This window comes from Pseudomonas sp. 910_23 (genome assembly GCF_052850795.1).
In genome coordinates, this window is sequence record NZ_VXCZ01000011.1 from 68,928 (window position 1) to 91,939 (window position 23,012).

Annotated in this window: 24 protein-coding genes; 17 read left to right on the forward strand and 7 right to left on the reverse strand. The window is 59.6% G+C overall.

Annotation, left to right across the window (positions count from 1 at the left end; genetic code table 11):
- The first annotated feature begins 224 nt into the window (after window positions 1–224).
- From rplM to FW800_RS15190, 8 genes are all read left to right on the forward strand, one after another.
- Window positions 225–653 (forward strand): 50S ribosomal protein L13, encoded by a 429-nt coding sequence (gene rplM / locus FW800_RS15155; RefSeq protein WP_003171742.1) that lies wholly within the window; start codon window positions 225–227, stop codon window positions 651–653.
- A 14-nt stretch (window positions 654–667) separates the two neighbouring features.
- Window positions 668–1,060 carry a 30S ribosomal protein S9 gene (rpsI, locus tag FW800_RS15160; RefSeq protein WP_002555064.1) on the forward strand — a complete coding sequence of 131 codons (393 nt, stop codon included), beginning with the start codon at window positions 668–670 and terminating at the stop codon, window positions 1,058–1,060.
- Window positions 1,061–1,325: 265 nt separating this feature from the next.
- Window positions 1,326–1,919, forward strand: coding sequence for a ubiquinol-cytochrome c reductase iron-sulfur subunit (gene petA, locus FW800_RS15165; protein ID WP_032877804.1), 594 nt, complete (start codon window positions 1,326–1,328; stop codon window positions 1,917–1,919).
- The gene (locus FW800_RS15170) at window positions 1,919–3,130 is read left to right on the forward strand and encodes a cytochrome b (RefSeq protein ID WP_032877803.1); all 1,212 of its coding nucleotides are present in this window, start codon (window positions 1,919–1,921) and stop codon (window positions 3,128–3,130) included. Before petA ends, FW800_RS15170 begins: the two co-directional genes overlap by 1 nt.
- Complete coding sequence (locus tag FW800_RS15175) at window positions 3,130–3,909, forward strand: cytochrome c1 (protein WP_032877802.1); 780 nt, start codon at window positions 3,130–3,132, stop codon at window positions 3,907–3,909. Before FW800_RS15170 ends, FW800_RS15175 begins: the two co-directional genes overlap by 1 nt.
- 148 nt (window positions 3,910–4,057) lie before the next feature.
- Entirely contained in the window at window positions 4,058–4,675 is a 618-nt protein-coding gene (locus tag FW800_RS15180; RefSeq protein WP_005784778.1) for a glutathione S-transferase N-terminal domain-containing protein, read from the forward strand.
- Between the two features lie 17 nt (window positions 4,676–4,692).
- A complete protein-coding gene (locus tag FW800_RS15185; RefSeq protein ID WP_005784780.1) occupies window positions 4,693–5,112 on the forward strand; it encodes a ClpXP protease specificity-enhancing factor in 420 nt (139 codons plus the stop codon).
- A 158-nt stretch (window positions 5,113–5,270) separates the two neighbouring features.
- Complete coding sequence (locus FW800_RS15190; RefSeq protein ID WP_032877801.1) at window positions 5,271–6,020, forward strand: FadR/GntR family transcriptional regulator; 750 nt, start codon at window positions 5,271–5,273, stop codon at window positions 6,018–6,020.
- A gap of 138 nt (window positions 6,021–6,158) precedes the next feature.
- Here the strand turns inward: FW800_RS15190 and FW800_RS15195 are convergent, their stop codons facing one another.
- Window positions 6,159–7,316: a phospholipase gene (locus FW800_RS15195; protein WP_148853459.1), complete on the reverse strand. Its 1,158-nt coding sequence runs from the start codon at window positions 7,314–7,316 to the stop codon at window positions 6,159–6,161.
- A gap of 236 nt (window positions 7,317–7,552) precedes the next feature.
- Between FW800_RS15195 and kdgD the strand changes: the two genes are divergently transcribed.
- The 5 genes from kdgD to FW800_RS15220 all read left to right on the forward strand — a co-directional run bounded on the left by kdgD (window position 7,553) and on the right by FW800_RS15220 (window position 14,180).
- Window positions 7,553–8,464, forward strand: a complete 912-nt coding sequence (gene kdgD / locus FW800_RS15200; protein WP_005784786.1) for a 5-dehydro-4-deoxyglucarate dehydratase — start codon at window positions 7,553–7,555, stop codon at window positions 8,462–8,464.
- Between the two features lie 54 nt (window positions 8,465–8,518).
- Window positions 8,519–9,964: an aldehyde dehydrogenase family protein gene (locus FW800_RS15205; RefSeq protein WP_446437906.1), complete on the forward strand. Its 1,446-nt coding sequence runs from the start codon at window positions 8,519–8,521 to the stop codon at window positions 9,962–9,964.
- A 171-nt stretch (window positions 9,965–10,135) separates the two neighbouring features.
- On the forward strand, window positions 10,136–11,500 hold the full coding sequence (locus FW800_RS15210; protein ID WP_005784790.1) for an MFS transporter: 1,365 nt from the start codon (window positions 10,136–10,138) through the stop codon (window positions 11,498–11,500).
- 10 nt (window positions 11,501–11,510) lie between these two features.
- Window positions 11,511–13,064, forward strand: coding sequence for a galactarate dehydratase (gene garD / locus FW800_RS15215; RefSeq protein ID WP_446437907.1), 1,554 nt, complete (start codon window positions 11,511–11,513; stop codon window positions 13,062–13,064).
- A gap of 174 nt (window positions 13,065–13,238) precedes the next feature.
- A complete protein-coding gene (locus tag FW800_RS15220) occupies window positions 13,239–14,180 on the forward strand; it encodes an AEC family transporter (protein ID WP_005784792.1) in 942 nt (313 codons plus the stop codon).
- Here FW800_RS15220 and FW800_RS15225 read toward each other — a convergent pair.
- The 6 genes from FW800_RS15225 to gatC form a co-directional block, all read right to left on the reverse strand.
- A complete protein-coding gene (locus FW800_RS15225) occupies window positions 14,177–14,557 on the reverse strand; it encodes a carboxymuconolactone decarboxylase family protein (RefSeq protein ID WP_032877796.1) in 381 nt (126 codons plus the stop codon). The genes FW800_RS15220 and FW800_RS15225 overlap by 4 nt on opposite strands.
- On the reverse strand, window positions 14,554–15,633 hold the full coding sequence (locus FW800_RS15230) for a calcium/sodium antiporter (protein WP_005784796.1): 1,080 nt from the start codon (window positions 15,631–15,633) through the stop codon (window positions 14,554–14,556). Before FW800_RS15230 ends, FW800_RS15225 begins: the two co-directional genes overlap by 4 nt.
- 26 nt (window positions 15,634–15,659) lie before the next feature.
- Entirely contained in the window at window positions 15,660–16,031 is a 372-nt protein-coding gene (locus FW800_RS15235; protein WP_005784798.1) for a septal ring lytic transglycosylase RlpA family protein, read from the reverse strand.
- Window positions 16,032–16,130: 99 nt separating this feature from the next.
- Window positions 16,131–17,576, reverse strand: a complete 1,446-nt coding sequence (gene gatB, locus FW800_RS15240) for an Asp-tRNA(Asn)/Glu-tRNA(Gln) amidotransferase subunit GatB (RefSeq protein ID WP_216090745.1) — start codon at window positions 17,574–17,576, stop codon at window positions 16,131–16,133.
- Window positions 17,577–17,586: 10 nt separating this feature from the next.
- A complete protein-coding gene (gene gatA, locus FW800_RS15245; protein ID WP_228309344.1) occupies window positions 17,587–19,038 on the reverse strand; it encodes an Asp-tRNA(Asn)/Glu-tRNA(Gln) amidotransferase subunit GatA in 1,452 nt (483 codons plus the stop codon).
- Between the two features lie 16 nt (window positions 19,039–19,054).
- Window positions 19,055–19,342 (reverse strand): Asp-tRNA(Asn)/Glu-tRNA(Gln) amidotransferase subunit GatC, encoded by a 288-nt coding sequence (gene gatC / locus FW800_RS15250; RefSeq protein WP_003188556.1) that lies wholly within the window; start codon window positions 19,340–19,342, stop codon window positions 19,055–19,057.
- A 210-nt stretch (window positions 19,343–19,552) separates the two neighbouring features.
- Between gatC and mreB the strand changes: the two genes are divergently transcribed.
- The 4 genes from mreB to FW800_RS15270 all read left to right on the forward strand — a co-directional run bounded on the left by mreB (window position 19,553) and on the right by FW800_RS15270 (window position 22,965).
- The gene (gene mreB / locus FW800_RS15255) at window positions 19,553–20,590 is read left to right on the forward strand and encodes a rod shape-determining protein MreB (protein WP_002555108.1); all 1,038 of its coding nucleotides are present in this window, start codon (window positions 19,553–19,555) and stop codon (window positions 20,588–20,590) included.
- A gap of 139 nt (window positions 20,591–20,729) precedes the next feature.
- Entirely contained in the window at window positions 20,730–21,830 is a 1,101-nt protein-coding gene (gene mreC, locus FW800_RS15260; RefSeq protein WP_446437933.1) for a rod shape-determining protein MreC, read from the forward strand.
- Window positions 21,830–22,318, forward strand: coding sequence for a rod shape-determining protein MreD (gene mreD / locus FW800_RS15265; RefSeq protein ID WP_003188558.1), 489 nt, complete (start codon window positions 21,830–21,832; stop codon window positions 22,316–22,318). Before mreC ends, mreD begins: the two co-directional genes overlap by 1 nt.
- A 50-nt stretch (window positions 22,319–22,368) precedes the next feature.
- Complete coding sequence (locus FW800_RS15270; RefSeq protein ID WP_446437908.1) at window positions 22,369–22,965, forward strand: Maf family protein; 597 nt, start codon at window positions 22,369–22,371, stop codon at window positions 22,963–22,965.
- Window positions 22,966–23,012 lie beyond the last annotated feature (47 nt).

Sequence of the window (23,012 nt, forward strand, 5' to 3'; positions counted from 1 at the left end):
TCATAAAAGCAGGTTGAATTTTTTTTCGCAATCTGCATAATTGCCCACCTCTTTCTGCAGTGGAAGTGATGCGCCGCCTGCCGAAGAATCTTGCCGTTGAACGGACGCGCCGACCCGAGCCCCCGATAGCGTCTGTATCCGGCTGCCTTTGACTTGTCAAAGTACGCACTATTCAGTAAGATCCGCCGTCTAATTTACAGGGCGGCCCCTGAGGCTATTAAAGAATGACAACTTTTACTGCAAAACCGGAAACAGTTCAGCGCGACTGGTTTGTCGTCGACGCCGCTGGTCAGACCCTGGGTCGTCTGGCCACTGAAGTCGCCAGCCGTCTGCGTGGCAAGCACAAGCCTGAATACACCCCGCACGTTGATACCGGTGACTACATCGTGATCATCAACGCTGAGCAGGTACGTGTTACCGGTAACAAAGCGCAAGACAAAATGTACTACCGTCACTCCGGTTTCCCAGGCGGTATCAAGTCTTCCAACTTTGAAGGCCTGATCTCCAAGAAGCCTGAAGCCCCGATCGAAATCGCGGTCAAAGGCATGCTGCCGAAGGGCCCACTGGGTCGCGATATGTTTCGCAAGCTGAAAGTCTATGCGGGCGCTGTACACCCTCATGCTGCTCAGCAGCCCCAAGAACTGAAGTTTTAACGGAATAGTTCATTATGTCGGCGACTCAAAATTACGGCACTGGCCGTCGCAAAACCGCAACCGCACGCGTTTTCCTGCGTCCGGGCACTGGTAACATCTCGATCAACAACCGCTCCCTGGACAACTTCTTCGGTCGCGAAACTGCCCGCATGGTAGTTCGTCAGCCGCTGGAATTGACCGAGACCGTTGAAAAGTTCGACATCTACGTCACCGTTATCGGTGGCGGTGTAAGTGGTCAAGCTGGCGCAATCCGCCACGGTATCACTCGCGCTCTGATGCAGTACGACGAAACCCTGCGTGGCGCTCTGCGCAAAGCTGGCTTCGTTACTCGCGATGCTCGTGAAGTTGAACGTAAGAAAGTCGGTCTGCGTAAAGCGCGTAAGCGTCCGCAGTACTCGAAGCGTTAATTCGCTTTACGTTCCAGAAAACGCCCAGCCTCCTCACGGAGCTGGGCGTTTTTTATTGCCTGCGATTTATGCACATTTTTCGCCGTGACAACTTGCCACATCCGTAGACCCCCTATACTACAAGGCCTGAGGGCGGAGGCCCGGGCAATTCCCTTGTCATACGTGGGGCTTTTCATTACCATCCGTCAAAATTTTTATAAGTAAAGATTCAACACTTAGTAGACGCCTGATTTAACAGGCCAAAAAGCTGATGGGAGAGGACTGAATGAGCAATGACGGCGTGAATGCAGGCCGGCGTCGCTTCTTGGTAGCAGCCACATCCGTGGTGGGTGCTGCAGGAGCGGTGGGGGCTGCGGTCCCGTTCGTGGGGTCATGGTTTCCCAGTGCCAAGGCGAAAGCCGCAGGTGCACCGGTGAAGGTGAATGTCAGCAAGATCGAGCCAGGTCAGCAGATGATTGCTGAATGGCGCGGCCAGCCGGTTTTCATTGTTCGCCGTACCGAGGAAATCCTGGGGAATCTGAAAAAGATCGAAGGCCAGTTGTCTGACCCGAAATCCGAAAATTCCGATCAGCCCGCCTACGCCAAGAACGAAATGCGTTCGATCAAGCCAGAGATCCTGTTGCTGGTTGGTCTGTGTACCCACTTGGGTTGCTCGCCTACCTTCCGCCCGGAAGTGGCCCCTGTCGATCTGGGCAAGGATTGGGTCGGTGGTTATTTCTGCCCCTGCCACGGCTCGCACTACGACCTCGCTGGCCGTGTCTACAAATCCCAGCCTGCTCCATTGAACCTGCCCGTGCCTCCGCATACCTACGAAACTGACGACCTCATAGTCATTGGCCTCGACAAGGAGAACGCGTGATGAGCAAGTTCATGGATTGGGTGGATGCGCGCTTCCCCGCCACCAAAATGTGGGAAGACCATCTCAGCAAATATTACGCGCCAAAAAACTTCAACTTCTTCTACTTCTTTGGCTCCCTGGCCTTGTTGGTGCTGGTCAACCAGATCGTCACCGGCGTGTGGTTGACGATGAGCTACACCCCGTCGGCGGAAGAGGCCTTTGCTTCCGTCGAATACATCATGCGCGACGTCGAGTACGGCTCGATCCTGCGCCTGCTGCACTCCACAGGCGCGTCAGCGTTCTTCATCGTCGTCTACATGCACATGTTCCGTGGCCTGCTCTACGGTTCGTACCAGAAGCCGCGTGAGCTGGTGTGGGTGTTTGGCATGTTGATCTACCTGGCGCTGATGGCCGAAGCCTTCATGGGCTACCTGCTGCCATGGGGCCAGATGTCGTACTGGGGCGCCCAGGTGATCATCTCGCTGTTCGGTGCAATCCCGGTGATCGGCAACGACCTGACCCAGTGGATTCGTGGCGACTACCTGATCTCCGGCATCACCCTGAACCGCTTCTTCGCCCTGCACGTGGTGGCCTTGCCGATCGTGATCCTCGGCCTGGTTGTGCTGCACATCCTGGCACTGCACGAAGTGGGTTCCAACAACCCTGATGGTGTGGACATCAAGAAGCACAAGGACGAGAACGGCATCCCGCTCGACGGCATTCCATTCCACCCTTACTACACCGTGAAAGACATTGTCGGCGTAGTGGTGTTCCTGTTTGTGTTCTGCTCGATCGTGTTCTTTTTCCCGGAGATGGGTGGTTATTTCCTGGAGAAACCTAACTTCGAACAGGCCAACGCCTTCAAGACGCCCGAGCATATTGCCCCGGTCTGGTACTTCACGCCGTTCTACGCGATCTTGCGTGCGATCCCCGACAAACTCATGGGCGTGATCGCCATGGGCGCAGCCATCGCGGTGCTGTTCGTGCTGCCATGGCTGGACCGCAGTCCGGTCAAGTCGATGCGCTACAAAGGCTGGCTGAGCAAGATCTGGTTGTGGGTGTTCTGCATTTCGTTCGTGATCCTGGGTGTGCTGGGCGTGCTGGCGCCGACCCCCGAGCGTACGTTGCTGTCGCAGGTCTGCACCTTCCTGTACTTCGCCTACTTCATTCTGATGCCGTTCTATACCCGGCTCGAGAAGACCAAACCGGTTCCGGAAAGGGTGACTGGCTGATGAAAAAATTATTCGTTGCATTCGTGCTTGCGGCTCTGCCGCTACTGTCCTTCGCCGCCGAGCATGGCGCGCAGCTGGAAAAAGTCGACATCGATGTGTCTGACAAGGCCGCCATGCAGGATGGTCTGCGTACCTTCACCAACTACTGCATGGGTTGCCACAGCGCCAAGTTCCAACGTTACGAGCGTGTCGCCGATGACTTGGGCATCCCCCATGAAGTGATGCTCAGCCACGCGGTGTTCACTGGCGCGAAGATCGGCGACCACATGAACACCGGCATGCAACCGGCCGATGCCAAGGCCTGGTTCGGAGCCGCACCGCCCGACCTGACCCTGGTGGCCCGTGTACGCGGTACCGACTGGCTCTACGGCTACCTCAAGTCCTTCTATGAAGACCCGGCGCGCCCCTATGGCGTGAACAACAAAGTCTTCCCGAATGTCGGCATGCCGAACGTTCTGGTCGGCCTGCAGGGTCGTCAAGTGGTAGGATGCAAGCAGGTTCAGGTCGTTGAAGACGGCAAGAAGCAATATGATCCGTTGACTGGCACGCCGCTGACTCATGAAGCGTGCGATCAACTGACCATCGTGCCCAAGACCGGTACGCTGAACGAAGAGCAGTTCGACGAGAAGGTCAAGAACCTGGTGACCTTCCTGGCCTACTCGGCCAACCCGGTGAAACTGCAGCACCAGCGCATCGGTACGTACGTCTTGCTGTACCTGGCTTTCTTCTTCGTATTCGCTTATCTGCTCAAGCGCGAATACTGGAAGGATGTGCATTGATCCAACCGTAAGCAATTGCTGTTAATCTTGCGCGCCCAGCGGCATCTCTGAACACGTAACGCCTGGTTTGACCGGACGTTACAGAGATGCTCTCTGGGCGCGCTCGTTTTTGAGCTTTCGATAATTTCAACAAGCGAGGAGGACCGCCATGGGCGTGACCAATCGGTTGGCCTGTTACTCCGACCCCGCCGACCACTATTCCCACCGAGTACGCATCGTGCTCGCAGAGAAGGGTGTCAGCGCCGAGATCATCAGTGTGGAGGCGGGACGTCATCCGCCGAAACTGATCGAAGTGAACCCTTACGGCAGCTTGCCCACCCTGGTCGATCGTGACCTGGCGTTGTGGGAGTCAACCGTGGTGATGGAATACTTGGATGAGCGTTACCCGCATCCGCCTTTGCTGCCGGTGTACCCGGTAGCGCGTGCCAACAGCCGCCTGCTGATCCATCGGATCCAGCGTGACTGGTGCGGGCTGGTGGATGTCATTTTGGATTCGCGTTCTAAGGAAGCCGCTCGGGTGCAGGCGCGCAAGGAATTGCGCGAAAGCCTGACCGGTGTTTCGCCGCTGTTCGCTGATAAACCTTTTTTCCTCAGTGAGGAACAAAGCCTGGTGGATTGCTGCCTATTACCCATACTCTGGCGCTTGCCGATCCTGGGCATTGAACTGCCACGGCCGGCCAAGCCGCTGCTTGATTACATGGAGCGCCAATTTGCGCGTGAGGCTTTCCAGGCGAGTCTGTCTGGTGTCGAACGCGATATGCGCTAAGGCTTAAGGAGCCGTTGATGAACTCCAGTCGACCTTATTTGGTCCGCGCGCTCTATGAGTGGATTGTGGACAACGATTGCACACCGCACATGCTGGTCAATTCCGAGTTTCCCAAGGTGGATGTGCCACAGGGTTTCGCCAGCGACGGACAAATCGTGCTGAACGTATCGCCCAGTGCCGTGCGCCATCTGCACATGGACAACGAAGCGGTGAGCTTTGAAGGGCGTTTCGGTGGCGTACCACATACGCTGTTCGTGCCGATTGGTGCCATCCTCGGGATCTACGCCCGGGAGAATGGCCAAGGCATGGTGTTCGATCTGGAGTCGCCTTTCGAGGATGACGAAACGATCGACGGTGAAGGCGGTGATGATCTACCGCCACCGGACAGCGAGCCGCCGCGTCCTAGCGGTCGGCCGAGTTTGAAAGTGGTGAAGTAGGCAGATTTTGCCTTCAGACCCCTCTGAAAAATGCCTCGACGTTTGTCGGGGCATTTTTTTGCGCGAAGGATATGGATGAAAGTCGCGCCACAACGGTGATCGTACAACCACCATAGGCTATGATGCGGTCTTCAGTTCGCCGAGAAAGATGGTTCATCATGGAAAACGCCAGCGCCGCTCCACGTCTGCCCCGCAAGCGCCGCAGCCTTGCCCAGGAATTGGTCACGGTGTTGTCCGAGCAGATCCGCGATGGCCAGCTCAAACGCGGCGATAAACTGCCTACCGAGTCGGCGATCATGGACGCCCACGGCGTCAGCCGCACCGTGGTGCGCGAGGCCATCTCGCGCTTGCAGGCGGCGGGGCAGGTCGAGACCCGCCATGGTATCGGCACCTTTGTGTTGGACACGCCCAGCCCTAGCGGTTTCCGCATTGACCCGGCCACAGTGGTGACCTTGCGTGATGTGCTGGCGATCCTGGAGCTGCGTATCAGCCTGGAAGTAGAGTCGGCGGGCCTTGCCGCCTTGCGTCGCAGTGATGCACAACTGGCCGCCATGCGTGCGGCCCTTGATGCCCTGAATGAAAGTGCGGCCCACGCTGGCGATGCGGTGGCGTCAGACTTTGCCTTCCACCTGGAAATTGCACTGTCTACCGGCAACCGCTACTTCACCGACATCATGACCCACCTGGGTACCAGCATCATTCCGCGTACCCGCTTGAATTCAGCGCGCCTGGCCCATGATGACCAACAGCATTACATGAGCCGCCTGAGTCGCGAACACGAAGAAATCTATGAGGCAATTGCCCGCCAGGATTCGGATGCGGCGCGGGCGGCCATGCGTCTGCATTTGACCAACAGCCGTGAGCGGCTGCGCCATGCCCATGAAGAGGCAGAAGCGCAGCGCGGCTGAGGTTTGCCATATCCCGTGTGGGAGCTGGTTTGCCTGCGATAGCGGTGTGTCAGTCATTGAGTTTGTTACTGAACCAGTGCATTCGCAGGCAAGCCAGCTCCCAGATTTGATCTCCATTATCTGGAGTACCGGGCCTGTTTAGCTGGTGGGTTGATTGGGCTTGTAGTCTTTGAGCAACAGATACGTACTCCACCCCCACCAATCATTGGTCCAGTGTTTGTCGTTCAGGTCATTGACGTCCTTGCGCCGCAGCACCTTGTCCCCCTCCATCTTGAACAACGGCGAGAAGTTATTCGCCGGGTTTTGCGCGGCGTTCAGGTCGGGCACATACAGCGGTGCCTTGAAGCTGGCCGGGGAGGGCGCGACGCCGCTGATGAAGGTTTCGAAGATTTCGTCTGCCGAAGCCTGCACCGCACGTTTTACCTGCACGCGATTATCGGCGTCGATGCTGTCGAAGTAGCGCTTGTCGCCGTAGGCATGCCACTGATCACCCATGGCATTACGCACCTTGAGCCCGAACTTGCTGTCTTCGTCGTGCATGAAGCGGCTGATCAGCGAGCCCAGTTCACCTGGCGTCACAACGGCTGCCAACTGTTTGCGCGGCACTCGCAGGTGCCCGGCAGAAAACAGGTCGGTCAAGAAGTGATCAGCGAAGCTGTTCATCGCATAGGCCAGTTCCAGGGCCTGGTCGGTACCCGTCTGGTGGGCCACAACGGCTTGTTGCAGCGCCGCCGTGTGACCGGCCAGGTACGCGGACAAGGCCCACTCACCGAAGTGATCGGCATTGTCCGCTGCCAGCTTGAGGTAGCGTCCCAAGGGAATCAGGGCCGAAACAGCGCTGCCGCCACCCGTGATGCGGTTCCACTCCTCCGACAACGTATCACCCAGTGCGTCGTAGGCTTCATGGGGTTGTTTGCCATCCTTGATCGCCTGCTTGACGGCGTTGATTTCCTTTTGCATCACCGCCAGGATCTTCTGCGCCTCTTCCCGTGAGGCGGGTAATACGGCGAGAGAGTTGAAGGCTGCAGTGAAACGTTGCACGCGCTCGGCCGCAGAGGCGCCATCGCTGATGGCTTGGCCGGGGATGCCATAGAAATCGCCACCCAAAGCGATCACTTGGCCGTAGGTCAGCGCGAGCCCGTTGGGCAGATGCAATTGCACCTGGTGTGCAGGAATCGCCGCAGCGTCCTTGGCGAAGCGCAGCAGGGTTTCATCGCCGATGGCGGTGTGTTCACCCCCTTCAAAACGCAGGGTTGGCGGGAGTTTCTCGGGTACTGCGAGTTCAAGACCTGACATGTTAGCTCCTTGCTATGTCGTGGGAATCTTCCTTTTAGCTGTATGTATATACAGCTGAAGTCACTATAGGTGAGAAATTTCCTACGTCAAGAATTGCAATCCACACGTCAGGTGCGAGCGGAGGCTCAACGAATTGCAGTTGACGAATCTTTTTATAGTTGTACGATGACGTACGACATCATCAAAACCAACAACAACGCTTTCCTCAGAAAGTCTTCGCCCAGGGTGTTCGAATAATGAATCCACAAGAACTGAAGTCCATCCTCTCCCACGGTCTGCTGTCTTTCCCGGTGACCGATTTCAACGCCCAGGGTGACTTCCACCAGGCGGGCTACATTAAGCGCCTCGAATGGCTAGCCCCTTACGGCGCCACCGCGTTGTTCGCAGCCGGTGGGACGGGTGAGTTTTTTTCCCTCGCTGCCAGCGAATATTCCCAAGTGGTAAAAACCGCCGTGGACACTTGCGCGTCCAGCGTGCCGATTCTTGCCGGTGTGGGCGGTTCGACCCGCCAGGCCATCGAGTACGCCCAGGAGGCGGAACGCCTCGGTGCCAAAGGCTTGCTGCTGCTGCCGCACTACCTTACCGAAGCCAGCCAGGACGGGGTTGCTGCCCACGTTGAAGCGGTGTGCAAGTCGGTCAAGATCGGCGTGGTGGTTTACAACCGCAATGTCTGCCGCCTGACCGCGCCGCTGTTGGAGCGTCTGGCCGAACGTTGCCCGAACCTGATCGGCTACAAGGACGGGCTGGGTGATATCGAGCTGATGGTGTCGATCCGTCGCCGCCTGGGTGACCGATTCAGCTACCTCGGCGGCCTGCCGACTGCAGAGGTTTACGCCGCGGCCTACAAAGCCCTTGGAGTGCCGGTGTACTCCTCGGCGGTGTTCAACTTCATCCCGAAAACCGCCATGGATTTCTACCACGCCATTGCCCGCGAAGATCACGTCACCGTCGACAAGATCATTGATGACTTCTTCCTGCCTTACCTGGACATCCGTAATCGCAAAGCCGGGTACGCAGTGAGCATCGTCAAGGCCGGCGCGAAAATTGTCGGGTATGACGCCGGCCCGGTGCGTACGCCGCTGACCGATCTGTTGCCGGAAGAATACGAAGCCCTGGCCGCGCTGATCGACAAGCAAGGCGCGCAATAAATTATCCACAAGGCCGCTGAGCAATCAGCGGCCTTTTGCGTCAGGAGAAGATTCGTGTCCCAAGCAAAGCGTTTCGAAAACTACATCAACGGTGAATGGGTAACCGGCGCCGACTATTGCACCAATATCAACCCGTCTGATTTGGCCGATGTCATCGGCGAATATGCCAAAGCGGAGGTGGCCCAAGTCAACGCGGCCATTGACGCGGCCCGCGCAGCTTTCCCGGCCTGGTCCACGTCCGGTATCCAGGCGCGCCACGACGCGCTGGATAAAGTCGGCAGTGAAATCCTTGCCCGTCGCGAAGAGCTCGGCACCTTGTTGGCCCGGGAAGAGGGCAAGACCCTGCCCGAAGCCATCGGCGAAGTGACCCGCGCCGGTAATATTTTCAAGTTCTTCGCCGGTGAATGCCTGCGCCTTTCAGGTGATTACGTGCCCTCGGTGCGTCCTGGCGTCAGCGTTGAAGTGACTCGCGAAGCCCTTGGCGTGGTGGGGCTGATTACTCCATGGAATTTCCCGATTGCCATTCCCGCGTGGAAAATCGCCCCGGCCCTGGCCTACGGCAACTGCGTGGTGATCAAACCTGCGGAGCTGGTGCCGGGTTGCGCCTGGGCCCTGACGGAGATCATTTCTCGCGCTGGTTTCCCTGCTGGTGTGTTCAACCTGGTGATGGGCAGCGGTCGTGTCGTCGGCGACGTGTTGGTCAACAGCCCGAAAGTCGATGGCATCAGCTTCACCGGCTCCGTTGGCGTGGGTCGTCAGATCGCCGTCAATTGTGTGTCGCGCCAGGCCAAAGTGCAGCTGGAAATGGGCGGCAAGAACCCGCAGATCATCCTCGATGACGCCGACCTCAAGCAGGCGGTGGAGTTGTCGGTGCAGAGCGCGTTCTATTCCACCGGCCAGCGTTGCACTGCGTCGAGCCGCTTGATTGTCACGGCGGGGATCCACGACCAGTTTGTCGCCGCCATGGCCGAGCGCATGAAGTCGATCAGGGTCGGCCACGCTTTGAATAGCGGCACCGACATTGGCCCGGTGGTGTCCCAGACCCAGTTGGACCAGGACATGAAATACATCGACATCGGCCAGAGCGAAGGTGCGAGGCTGGTGAGCGGTGGCGGCCTGGTGACCTGCGACACCGAAGGCTATTACCTGGCGCCGACCTTGTTTGCCGACAGCGAAGCGGCGATGCGCATCAGCCGTGAAGAAATCTTCGGCCCGGTGGCCAACGTGGTGCGTGTGGCTGACTACGAGGCGGCGCTGGCCATGGCCAATGACACCGAGTTCGGGTTGTCGGCGGGTATCGCCACTACGTCGCTGAAGTACGCCAACCACTTCAAACGCCACTCCCAGGCCGGGATGGTGATGGTCAACCTGCCGACGGCGGGTGTGGACTACCACGTTCCATTCGGTGGCCGTAAGGGGTCATCCTACGGTTCGCGTGAGCAAGGTCGCTATGCGCAAGAGTTCTACACCGTGGTGAAGACCAGCTATATCGGGTCGTAATACGCAGCATCCTGTGGCACTGGCTTTATGTGGGAGCTGGCTTGCCTGCGATAGCATCACCTCGGTCTTGCTGACACACCGAGGTGTCTGCATTGCGGGCAAGCCCGGCTCCCACAGGAAAAACAAAAAATCATTACCCGCAAAAAAAATAATTAGTGGGAGTACCTCTTCATGCAAGCGACCAAGCCGACCCATGTCCGCTATTTGATCCTGCTCATGCTGTTTCTGGTGACCACGATCAACTATGCCGACCGCGCTACTATCGCCATCGCCGGCTCCAGCCTGCAAAAAGACCTCGGCATCGACGCGGTCACCCTCGGTTACATCTTCTCCGCATTCGGTTGGGCTTACGTGGCCGGGCAAATTCCTGGCGGCTGGCTGCTCGACCGCTTCGGCTCGAAAAAAATCTACGCCTTGAGCATCTTCACCTGGTCGCTATTCACCGTGCTGCAAGGCTATGTCGGTGAGTTTGGCGTCTCCACCGCCGTAGTGGCGCTGTTCATGCTGCGCTTTATGGTGGGCCTGGCCGAGGCGCCGTCGTTTCCGGGCAATGCCCGTATTGTTGCGGCGTGGTTTCCTACGGCTGAGCGCGGCACCGCATCGGCAATCTTCAATTCGGCGCAGTACTTCGCCACGGTGTTGTTTGCGCCATTGATGGGCTGGATCGTCTACCGCTTCGGCTGGCAGCATGTGTTTATCGTGATGGGCGTGATCGGCATCGTGTTCTCGCTGATCTGGCTGAAAGTTATCCACAGCCCGCGCCAGCATCCGATGATCAACGAGGCCGAGTTCAACCACATCGCTGCCAACGGCGCGATGGTCGACATGGATCAGGACAAGGGCAAGGGTAAGAAAACTGATGGGCCGAAGTGGGATTACATCCGCCAGTTATTGACCAACCGCATGATGCTCGGCGTGTACCTGGGCCAGTACTGCATCAACGGCATCACCTACTTCTTTCTGACCTGGTTCCCGGTGTATCTGGTGCAGGATCGCGGCATGACCATCCTCAAGGCTGGTTTTATCGCCTCGTTGCCGGCGATCTGCGGCTTTATCGGCGGTGTGCTCGGCGGGGTGATCTCTGACTACCTGCTGCGTAAAGGCCACTCGCTGACCTTTGCACGCAAGGCGCCGATCATTGGTGGCCTGCTGATCTCCAGCAGTATCGTGGCCTGCAATTACGTGGACATCGAATGGATGGTGGTGGGCTTCATGGCCCTGGCGTTCTTCGGCAAAGGCGTTGGCGCACTGGGTTGGGCGGTAGTGTCCGACACCTCGCCGAAGCAGATCGCCGGCCTCAGTGGCGGCCTGTTCAACACCTTCGGTAACCTGGCGTCGATCACCACGCCGATTGTCATTGGCTACATCATCAGCACTACCGGCTCGTTCAAATGGGCCCTGGTGTTCGTCGGCGCCAACGCGCTGGTCGCAGTGTTCAGCTACCTGGTGATTGTCGGCCCGATCAAGCGCGTGGTGCTCAAAGAGCCGCCCGCCAAAGGCCCTGAGTTGACCAACCTTTCCCAAGCGCATTCCTGAGGTTCGTGTGATGCAGTTGATTGAACATGCCGACTCGCCGCGCTCGATCCGTTTGCACGAGCGCGACAATGTGGTGATCGTGGTAAACGACCAGGGTGTACCTGCGGGGACCGAATTCCCCGACGGCCTGGTCACCGTGGAGTTCATACCCCAGAGCCACAAGGTGACGTTGGAAGATATCCCCGAGGGCGGCCGGATTATCCGCTACGGTCAGACCATCGGTTACGCCCTGGCTCCGATTCCGCGTGGCAGTTGGGTGCAGGAAGATCAGCTGCGCATGCCCACCGCGCCACCGCTTGACAGCTTGCCGCTGTCCACCGAGGTGCCTGAAACCCAGGCACCGCTGGAGGGGTTCACCTTCGAGGGCTATCGCAATGCCGACGGTACTGTGGGCACGCGCAATATCCTCGGCATCACCACCACCGTGCAGTGCGTTACCGGCGTGCTGGACCACGCAGTCAAGCGCATCAAGGATGAGTTGCTGCCCAAGTATCCCCACGTCGATGATGTGCTGGCGCTGACTCACAGCTACGGCTGCGGCGTGGCGATTACGGCGACGGATGCCTATATCCCGATCCGCACCGTGCGCAATCTGGCGCGCAACCCGAACCTGGGCGGTGAAGCCCTGGTGATCAGCCTGGGCTGCGAGAAATTGCAGGCCGGCCAGGTGATGCACGATAACGACAGCTCGGTGGACCTGAGCGAGCCGTGGTTGTATCGCCTGCAGGATTCCAGCCATGGCTTTACCGAAATGATTGAGCAGATCATGGCGCTGACCGAGGTGCGCTTGAAGAAACTCGACCAGCGCCGTCGGGAAACTGTGCCGGCTAGCGAGCTGATCCTGGGTATGCAGTGCGGTGGTAGTGATGCGTTTTCCGGTATCACCGCCAACCCGGCGCTGGGGTATGCCTCGGACTTGTTACTGCGGGCCGGCGCGACGGTGATGTTTTCCGAAGTGACTGAAGTGCGCGATGCCATTTACCTGCTGACTTCCCGGGCGCAGAACCAGGAGGTCGCCCGGGAACTGGTCAGGGAAATGGACTGGTATGACCATTACCTGGCCAAGGGTGAAGCAGACCGCAGCGCCAATACCACGCCGGGCAACAAGAAGGGCGGGCTGTCGAATATTGTCGAGAAGTCCTTGGGCTCCATCGTCAAGTCCGGCAGCAGCGCGATCAACGGCGTGCTCGGCCCCGGCGAGCGCTTGAAGGGCAAGGGCCTGATTTTTTGCGCCACCCCGGCCAGTGATTTTGTGTGTGGCACCTTGCAACTGGCGGCAGGGATGAACCTGCATGTATTCACCACCGGGCGTGGCACGCCGTACGGGCTGGCGATGGCGCCGGTGGTCAAGGTGTCGACCCGCACCGAGCTGGCCCAGCGCTGGCCGGACCTGATCGATATCGACGCCGGGCGCATTGCCACCGGGCGCGCGAGCATCGAGGAGCTGGGCTGGGAGTTGTTTCACTTCTACCTGGACGTGGCCAGTGGCAGGAAGCAGACGTGGGCGGAGCATCACAAGTTGCATAACGACATCACGCTGTTCAACCCGGCGCCGATTACCTGAGACCGGGTCGCCTGCATCGGGAGCAAGCCCCCTCCCACATTGGTCCGCATTTCAACAGAATGAATGCGTTCAAATGTGGGAGGGGGCTTGCTCCCGATAGCGGTAGACCAGACGACACGGGCTGCATGGCTTATCATTAGCCAACTAACGACGCCCACCAAGGTTCTCCCCGGCATGCTGGCAATCTTCCTTACCACCCTCACCATCACCGCGCCGGTGTTTGCCATGCTGTTTCTGGGGGTGCTGCTCAAGCGCATCAACTGGATCAACGACAACTTTATCCACACCGCGTCGTCCCTGGTGTTCAACGTCACCATGCCGGCGCTACTGTTCCTGGGCATCCTGCATGCCGACCTGCACGCGGCACTCAAGCCGGGTTTGCTGATCTATTTTGCCGTCGCCACCCTGGCGAGCTTTGCTTTGGCCTGGGGCTGGGCGATTTTTCGCTGCAAGCGTGAAGACCGGGGCATTTACACCCAGGGTGCGTTTCGCGGCAATAACGGGGTGATCGGCCTGGCGCTCGCCGCCAGTATGTACGGTGACTACGGGATCTCCCTGGGCGCAATCCTCGCGGCGCTGGTGATCCTGTTTTACAACACGCTGTCGACCATTGTGCTGGCGGTGTACAGCCCGGTGATCAAGTCCGACCCGTGGAGCATTTTCAAGAGTGTGGTGGCTAACCCACTGATCATCAGCGTGATCGTTGCTGCGCCGTTCGCGTACTTTCAGATCAGCTTGCCCGGCTGGTTCGAAAAGTCCTTGCAGTACCTGTCGGATACAACGCTGCCGTTGGCGTTGATTTGCATCGGCGGCACCTTGTCCATGGCCGCGCTGCGCAAGAGCGGCAACATGGCGTTGAGTGCGAGCCTGATGAAGATGATCTGGTTGCCGGTGATCGCAACCTTGGGCGCTTGGTTGCTGGGCTTTCGCGGGCCGGAGCTGGGGATTCTGTTCCTGTACTTCGGCGCGCCGACAGCCGCGGCCAGCTTCGTGATGGCCAGGGCGGCGCAAGGCAATCATGAGCTGGCGGCGGCGATTATCGTGATCACTACGCTGATGGCGGCGGTGACCACCAATATCGGGATTTTCGTATTGCAGGCGGGTGGCTGGATCTAGGCGTCTTTCTGGTAGCTTTCGATCACTTCCTGCGCCGCCCGAAAGGCATCAATCGCCGCCGGCACACCGGCATACACCGCGCAATGCAGCAGCGCTTCGCGAATCTCGTCTACCGTGCAGCCATTATTAAGTGCACCGCGCACGTGGCCCTTGAGTTCCTGCGGGCATTTGAGGGCTGTCAGGGCGGCGAGGGTGATCAGGCTGCGGGTCTTGAGCGGCAAGCCTTCGCGGTTCCAGACAGCGCCCCACGCATGTTCATTGACGAAGTCCTGCAGCGGCTGGGTGAACGCCGTGGCATTACCCAGGGCGCGGTCGACGAATGCATCGCCCATGACTTGGCGTCGTACCTCAACTCCGGGTTTTTTCTGATCGGTCATTTCGATTCCCTCTTGTGTTGGCGGTGCCAGGCGCGCACAGAGGTGAACAACAGCAAAGCCACCAACGCCGGCAGGACGTAATACAGCATCAATTGTTCAAGCTTGTTGGCCAGGGGCATACCGGTGGTGAACGCCATTACGTGCAGCCCGTACGCCAGGTACAACCCCAGCAGCACCAGCCCTTCGATACGCGTCACGCGGTAGCCGGTATAAAACACCGGCAGGCACAGGACGATGGCACCGAGCATCACCGGCAAATCGAAGTCCAGGGCATTGGGTGATACCGACAGCGGCGACGGCGCCACAAGCGCGGTAAAGCCCAGCACTCCCAGCAGGTTGAACAGGTTGCTGCCGATCACGTTGCCCACCGCAATTTCCCGCTCGCCGCGCAAGGCGGCGATCAGCGATGTGGCAAGGCAGGGCAGCGAGGTGCCCACGCCGATGAGCGTCAGGCCGATGACGCGCTCCGACAAGCCCAGGTCGCCCGCCACTTCCACCGCGGCGCCCAGCAACAAATGCCCGGCCAGTACCAGCACCAATAGCCCGGCGAACATCAGCAACGCGCTGCTCAACCAGGGTGCCTTGGCCACGGTGTCCAGGGTGCGCGGGCGGCGTGAATGACGCGTCTGGTGGTGCAGCACGCCAAGGTAAGCTACCAGCGCCACCAGCAGCAAAACACCATCGAGCGGTGTCAGCACTTCATTGGCGGCCAGGATAAACACCAGCAGACCGGCGAATATCATCACCGGGATATCCACACGCACCAGTTGCCGTGAGACCCGCAGTGGAATGATCAGCGCCGACAGGCCCAGGGTGACGAGGATATTGAAAATGCTGCTGCCAATAACGCTACCCACGGCGATATCGGTATTGCCGGCCAGCGTGGCCTGGAGGCTGACGGCCATCTGCGGCGCGCTGCTGCCGAAGGCGACAACGCTCAAGCCGATGATCAGCGGTCGCACTTTGAGGCTGGCCGCCAGGCGCACGGCGGCGCGTACCAGGATCTCGGCGCCGACGATCAACAGCAGCAAGCCGCCGACCAGTTCGAGCAGGCTCCAGGGCGAAAGGGCGTTCAATCCGAAAATACTCAAGGCGGCCTCAATCAGTTGTTCAGGGCTTGCACGCGAACCCGTGCGGTGCCGCTGCCCAGCATACGCAGTTGCTCGGCAGCCTTGCGGGAAACGTCGATCAGGCGCCCACGGGTGTGCGGGCCGCGGTCATTGATGCGCACCACGACCGATCGGTCGTTGTTCAGATTGGTCACTTTGACCCGCGTACCGAAGGGCAGGCGCCGATGCGCAGCGGTCAAGGCGTTCTGGTTGAAGGGTTCACCACTGGCGGTTCTTTTGCCATGGTGTTTGGCGCCGTAATAGGAGGCGGTGCCGGTTTCGTCGTAACCGTTGGGGTCGATGAGACCGCTGGCGCAACCGGCCAGCAGGGAGGACAAGGCCAGGAGGCCGAGTAGACGCTTCATTGTCAGGACATCCCCAATAAAAAATGTGGAGAGGGAGCAAGCCCCCTCCCACACAGGTTGGAGCCAGACCTTGAGGTCTGCTCCAACCATTCACCGCAATCAGCCTTCGAGCTTGCTTTTAAGCAGCTCGTTCACCTGTTGCGGGTTGGCTTTGCCCTTGGAAGCTTTCATGGCCTGGCCGACAAAGAAGCCGAACATCTTGCCGCGCTTGGCTTCGTCTGCGGCGCGGTATTGCTCGACCTGTTCGGCATTCGCCGCGAGCATTTCATCGAGTACGGCCGAAATCGCGCCGCTGTCGGTGACTTGCTTGAGACCACGCTTCTCGATGATCTCGTCGGCGTGGCCTTCACCCGCGGCCATCGCTTCGAACACCGTCTTGGCGATTTTGCCGGAGATGGTGTTGTCCTTGATGCGCAGCAGCATCCCGCCCAATTGTTCGGCAGTTACAGGCGCTTCGTCGATTTCCAGGCCCTGTTTGTTCAGCAGGCTGCCCAGTTCGACCATCACCCAGTTGGCCGCCAGCTTGGCGTCGCCGGCAATGCTCACGACTTTTTCGAAGTAGTTGGCTTGTTCACGGCTGGAGGCCAGCACGCTGGCATCGTAGACCGACAGGCCGAACTGCTCCTGGAAGCGCTCGCGTTTTTGCTGCGGCAGTTCCGGCAGGGTGGCGCGGATGTCGTTGAGGAACGAATCCTCCAGCACCACCGGCAACAGGTCCGGGTCGGGGAAGTAACGGTAGTCGTTGGCTTCCTCTTTGCTGCGCATGGCGCGGGTTTCGTCTTTGTTCGGGTCGTACAGGCGCGTTTGCTGGATCACCTTGCCGCCGTCCTCGATCAATTCGATCTGGCGACGCACTTCGCTGTTGATCGCCTTCTCGATGAAGCGGAACGAGTTGACGTTCTTGATCTCGCAGCGGGTGCCGAACTCAACCTGGCCCTTTGGCCGGATCGACACGTTGCAGTCGCAACGCAGCGAGCCTTCGGCCATGTTGCCGTCGCAGATGCCCAGGTAGCGCACCAGCGCGTGGATGGTCTTGACGTAGGCCACGGCTTCCTTGGCGCTGCGCATGTCCGGTTCGGAGACGATTTCCAGCAGCGGCGTGCCGGCACGGTTCAGGTCGATACCGGTGGCGCCGGGGAATTCTTCGTGCAGGCTCTTGCCGGCGTCTTCTTCCAGGTGCGCACGGGTTACGCCGACACGCTTGATGGTGCCGTCTTCCAGCGGGATGTCCAGGTGGCCCTTGCCGACGATCGGCAGTTCCATCTGGCTGATCTGGTAGCCCTTGGGCAGGTCCGGATAGAAGTAGTTCTTGCGTGCAAACACGTTGTGCTGGCCGATTTCGGCGTCAATCGCCAGGCCGAACATCACCGCCATGCGCACCGCTTCCTGGTTCAGCACCGGCAGCACACCGGGCATGCCCAGGTCGACCAGGCTGGCCTGGGTGTTGGGCTCAGAGCCGAACGTGGTGGCGCTACCGGAGAAAATCTTCGATTGGGTGGCGAGCTGGGTATGAATCTCCAGCCCGATCACAACTTCCCATTGCATAGTGTTCTCCTCAGAAGCCGGTAGGGGTGCGGGTGTGCCAGTCGGTGTGCAACTGGTACTGGTGCGCCACATTGAGCAGGCGGCCTTCCTGGAAATACGGGGCGAGCAATTGTACGCCTACCGGCAAGCCATCGACGAAACCGGCGGGCATGGACAAGCCCGGCAGGCCCGCGAGGTTGGCGGTAATGGTGTAGAGGTCTTCCAGGTACTCGGCGATCGGGTCGCCGGTCTTGGCGCCGATTTTCCAGGCCGGGTTCGGCGTGGTCGGGCCGAGGATCACGTCGACTTCTTCGAAGGCGGCCATGAAGTCGTTCTTGATCAGGCGACGGATTTTCTGCGCCTTGAGGTAGTACGCGTCGTAGTAGCCGGCGGACAGGGCATAGGCACCGACCATGATCCGGCGCTGGACTTCACTGCCGAAGCCTTCGCCACGGGAGCGTTTGTACAGGTCGGTGAGGTCTTTCGGGTTCTCGCAGCGATAGCCGAAGCGCACGCCGTCGAAACGCGACAGGTTGGAAGACGCCTCTGCCGGCGCGATCACGTAATAGGCGGGAATCGCGTGCTGGTTGTTCGGCAGGCTGATTTCCTTGATCACCGCGCCGAGCTTTTCCAGCTCTTTGATGCTGTTTTGCACCAGATCGGCGATACGCGGGTCGAGGCCGGCGCTGAAATACTCTTTCGGCACGCCGATGCGCAGGCCCTTGAGCGAGGTATTCAGGCTGGCGCTGTAGTCCGGCACGGGCTCATCGATGCTGGTGGAGTCCTGTTTATCGAAGCCTGCCATGCCTTGTAACAATATTGCACAGTCTTCAGCGGTGCGTGCCAGAGGGCCGCCCTGATCGAGACTTGAGGCGTAGGCGATCATGCCCCAGCGGGAAACGCGACCGTAGGTCGGCTTCAGGCCGGTGAGGTTGGTGAACGCGGCGGGCTGGCGGATCGAACCACCGGTGTCGGTCGCCGTAGCGGCGGGCAGGAAGCGTGCGGCCACGGCCGCAGCCGAGCCACCCGACGAACCGCCGGGCACGTGCTCAAGGTTCCACGGGTTTTTCACCGCGCCGTAGTAGCTCGACTCGTTGGCCGAACCCATGGCGAACTCGTCCATGTTGGTCTTGCCCAGGGTCACAGCCCCGGCGGCGGCCAGCTTGGAGACCACGGTGGCGTCGTAGGGCGCCTTGAAGTTGTCGAGCATCTTCGAGCCGCAGCTGGTGCGAATGCCCTGGGTGCAGAACAGGTCCTTGTGGGCGATGGGGGCGCCCAGCAGAGGGTTGTTTTCACCGTTGGCGCGACGTGCGTCGGCGGCCTTGGCCTGGCTCAGGGCCAGCTCTTGGGTGAGGCTGATGAAGCTGTTGACCTTGGGATCGTGCTCGGCGATACGCGCCAGCAGGGTCTGGGTCAGCTCTTCGCTGGAAAACGTTTTGTCGGCGAGACCGCGGGCGATCTCGGCCAGAGTCATGTGATGCATGAAAGGCTCTTTCCCTTTAGTCGATGACTTTCGGAACCAGGTACAGGCCGTTTTCGACCGCTGGCGCGATGGACTGGTAGGCCTCGCGGTTATTGCGCTCGGTCACGACGTCTGCGCGCAGGCGCTGACTGGCTTCCAGCGGGTGAGCCAGGGGCTCGATGCCGTCGGTATTGACGGCCTGCATTTGGTCAACCAGCCCGAGAATGCTGTTCAGGGCTGCGGTGGTCTGTGGAAGATCGGCGTCATTGAGGCCAAGCGAGGCCAGATGCGCGATTTTTTCCACGTCGGAGCGTTCAAGCGCCATGGGATTCTCCAGTGGAAAACAGAACGGAAGGCGTCCGTGTGTTAGATTGTCGGAACACTACCGCATTTCTACGGTCATATGGCCGCGATTGTGGGGGTTGGTGCACAGAAAGTCGGCCAATTTAGCACATTGGCGCCTTGCCCAAAATCCCTGTCGTTGTTAGAGTTTGCCGCACTTTTTTACCCACGCGTTGCCTAGGGTCCCTTTCCCATGTTCAAGAAACTGCGTGGCATGTTTTCCAGCGATCTTTCCATTGACCTGGGCACTGCCAACACCCTTATTTACGTGCGCGAGCGCGGTATCGTTCTGAATGAGCCATCGGTTGTGGCCATTCGGACCCATGGTAATCAGAAAAGTGTCGTTGCCGTTGGCACCGAGGCCAAGCGTATGCTCGGCCGTACACCAGGCAACATTGCTGCCATTCGTCCGATGAAGGATGGCGTGATCGCCGATTTCAGCGTCTGCGAGAAGATGCTGCAGTACTTCATCAACAAGGTTCACGAAAACAGTTTTCTGCAGCCCAGCCCTCGTGTGCTGATCTGCGTTCCGTGCAAGTCCACCCAGGTTGAGCGTCGTGCCATCCGTGAGTCGGCCCTTGGCGCCGGTGCCCGCGAAGTGTTCCTGATCGAAGAGCCGATGGCGGCTGCGATCGGTGCCGGCCTGCCGGTTGAAGAAGCCCGCGGCTCGATGGTGGTGGATATCGGTGGTGGTACTACCGAAATCGCCCTGATTTCCCTGAACGGTGTGGTGTATGCCGAATCCGTGCGTGTGGGTGGCGACCGTTTCGACGAAGCGATCATCACCTATGTGCGTCGCAACTACGGCAGCCTGATCGGTGAATCCACCGCCGAGCGCATCAAGCAGGAAATCGGCACCGCCTACCCGGGCGGCGAAGTTCGCGAAGTCGATGTTCGCGGTCGCAACCTGGCCGAAGGCGTTCCACGTGCCTTCACCCTGAACTCCAATGAAGTGTTGGAAGCTCTGCAAGAGTCCCTGGCCACCATCGTTCAGGCCGTGAAGAGTGCCCTGGAGCAGTCGCCGCCGGAGCTGGCTTCCGATATCGCCGAGCGTGGCCTGGTGCTGACCGGTGGTGGCGCCTTGCTGCGCGACCTCGACAAGCTGCTGGCACAGGAAACCGGTCTGCCGGTGATCGTTGCCGAAGACCCGCTGACCTGCGTTGCTCGTGGTGGTGGTCGTGCGCTGGAAATGATGGATAAACACACCATGGACCTGCTCTCCAGCGAATAAGATTGCCTGGATGGTTCATGCTTGGTCGGCAGGCAGCACTTTGCAGTGCTGCCTGTTGGCGTTTATCTTCTTCAATCTGCATCCAGGCCGGTTTGATGCCGTATGAATAAAGAGAACATTTGCCTGGGAGGAGCGGCTTATTAAACCGCTTTTCGCCAAAGGCCCCTCATTGGGCGTGCGCTTATTGGTGCTGACCGTGCTTTCGGTCGCGCTGATGGTGGTCGATGCCCGCTTTGCACTGCTCAAGCCCGTGCGTAGCCAGATGTCGCTGGTGTTGATGCAGACCTACTGGATCACCGACCTGCCACAACGTCTCTACCAGGGCGTGGCCAGCCAATTTGGCAGCCGCACCGAGCTGATCGCCGAGAACGAAAAACTCAAGACTGAAAACCTGCTGTTGCAGGGGCGCATGCAAAAGCTGGCGGCCCTCACCGAGCAGAACGTTCGTCTGCGCGAGTTGCTCAATTCTTCCGCGTTGGTCAATGAAAAGGTTGAAGTCGCCGAGCTGATCGGCATGGATCCGAACCCGTTCACTCATCGCATCATCATCAATAAGGGTGAGCGCGACGGTGTGGTCCTCGGCCAGCCGGTGCTCGATGCCCGTGGCCTGATGGGCCAGGTGGTGGAGTTGATGCCCTACACCTCGCGCGTCCTGCTGCTGACGGACACGACCCACAGCATTCCGGTGCAGGTCAACCGCAACGGCTTGCGCGCGATTGCCAGCGGTACTGGCAACCCCGAACGCCTCGAACTGCGCCATGTTGCCGACACTGCGGATATCAAGGAAGGCGACCTGCTGGTCAGCTCCGGCCTGGGCCAGCGCTTCCCGGCCGGCTACCCGGTGGCGACGGTCAAGGAAGTGATCCACGATTCTGGCCAACCATTCGCGATCGTTCGGGCCGTGCCGACGGCTGCCCTTAACCGTAGCCGTTACCTGCTGCTGGTGTTCAGCGATAACCGCACCCCGGAGGAGCGCGCCAACGACGCCGCCCAGGCGCAGGAAGCCGAAGACAAGCAAAATGGCACCTCGCCGGTCGTCCCCGCCACTGTGCCCAAACCGGCTTTCGTCGGGCCACCAGCGCCTGCGGCTGCGCCGGCCGTTCCGGCAACCGCAGCGCCTGTCGCCACACCAGCCAAGCCTGCTGCACAGAGTGCTCGCCCGGCTAAACCGGCGGCGACCACCGCGCCTGCGAGGCCTGCGACAACCGCTCCGGCCACCACACGGCAGAGGGAGGAATAATGGCCGGTACTCATTCGCGCAATGGCTGGATCGTCTGGCTGACTTTCGCCATTGGCTTGCTGCTCAGCGTTTCGCCGCTGCCGCAATTCATGGAAATCCTGCGCCCGCTCTGGCTGGCCTTGCTGCTGGCGTTCTGGTCTTTGAACCTGCCGCACAAGGTGGGCATGGTCACGGCGATGTGCCTGGGCTTGGCGGAGGATGTGCTCTATGGCACCTTGCTGGGCCAGAATGCGTTGATCCTGACCCTGATTACCTTCCTGGTGCTGTCGTTGCAACAGCGCCTGCGCATGTTTCCGATGTGGCAGCAGTGCCTGGTGATCCTGGTGATCTTCGGCCTGGCGCAGCTGGTGCAACTGTGGCTGAGCGCCTTGACCGGCAACCGTCAGCCCACCCTGGCATTGGTCTTGCCGGCGCTGGTCAGTGCATTGCTATGGCCTTGGATCAGTTTTGGCCTGCGTGGGCTGCGTCGTCGCTATAAAATCAATTGAATGGTTGCGAGGCTCTGCCTGGTTATCGAACCCAACAGGGAGAGGCTGCAATGATTTCGCTTTATCTGGCCTCGGGCTCCCCGCGGCGACGTGAGCTCTTGACCCAGATCGGTGTGCCTTTCACCGTAGTCAGCGCCGCGATTGATGAAACACCGCTTACCCATGAACCTGCCGTTGCCTATGTCGAGCGTCTTGCACGCGGCAAGGCAACGGCGGGTTTTGTTGCGCTTGGCCAAACCTCGGGCGCCTGCGTATTGGGCGCCGATACGGCGGTGATTATTGACGGCCAGATCCTGGGCAAACCCGTGGACCAGGCCGACGCGCTGGCGATGCTGATGGCCCTTTCGGGCCGCGAGCATGAAGTGCTCACCGCGATTGCCCTCACCGACGGCCAGCGCTGCGAAACTCGATATGTAAGCAGTCTTGTACGTTTTCGCCAGGTTTCTGTCGAAGAGGCTACAACCTACTGGCACAGTGGCGAACCCCAGGACAAGGCCGGCGGCTATGCTATCCAAGGCCTGGGTTCGGTGTTCGTTGCCGGCCTCAATGGCAGTTATTCTGCGGTGGTTGGCCTGCCCGTGTGCGAAACCGCGCAACTGCTCGCCCAATTCGGCATACCCTGTTGGCAAAACCTTACCGTGCGCTGAACGCCGTATTCCAGCGCCAAGCCTTGAGCGATCGGTCACTATTGTGA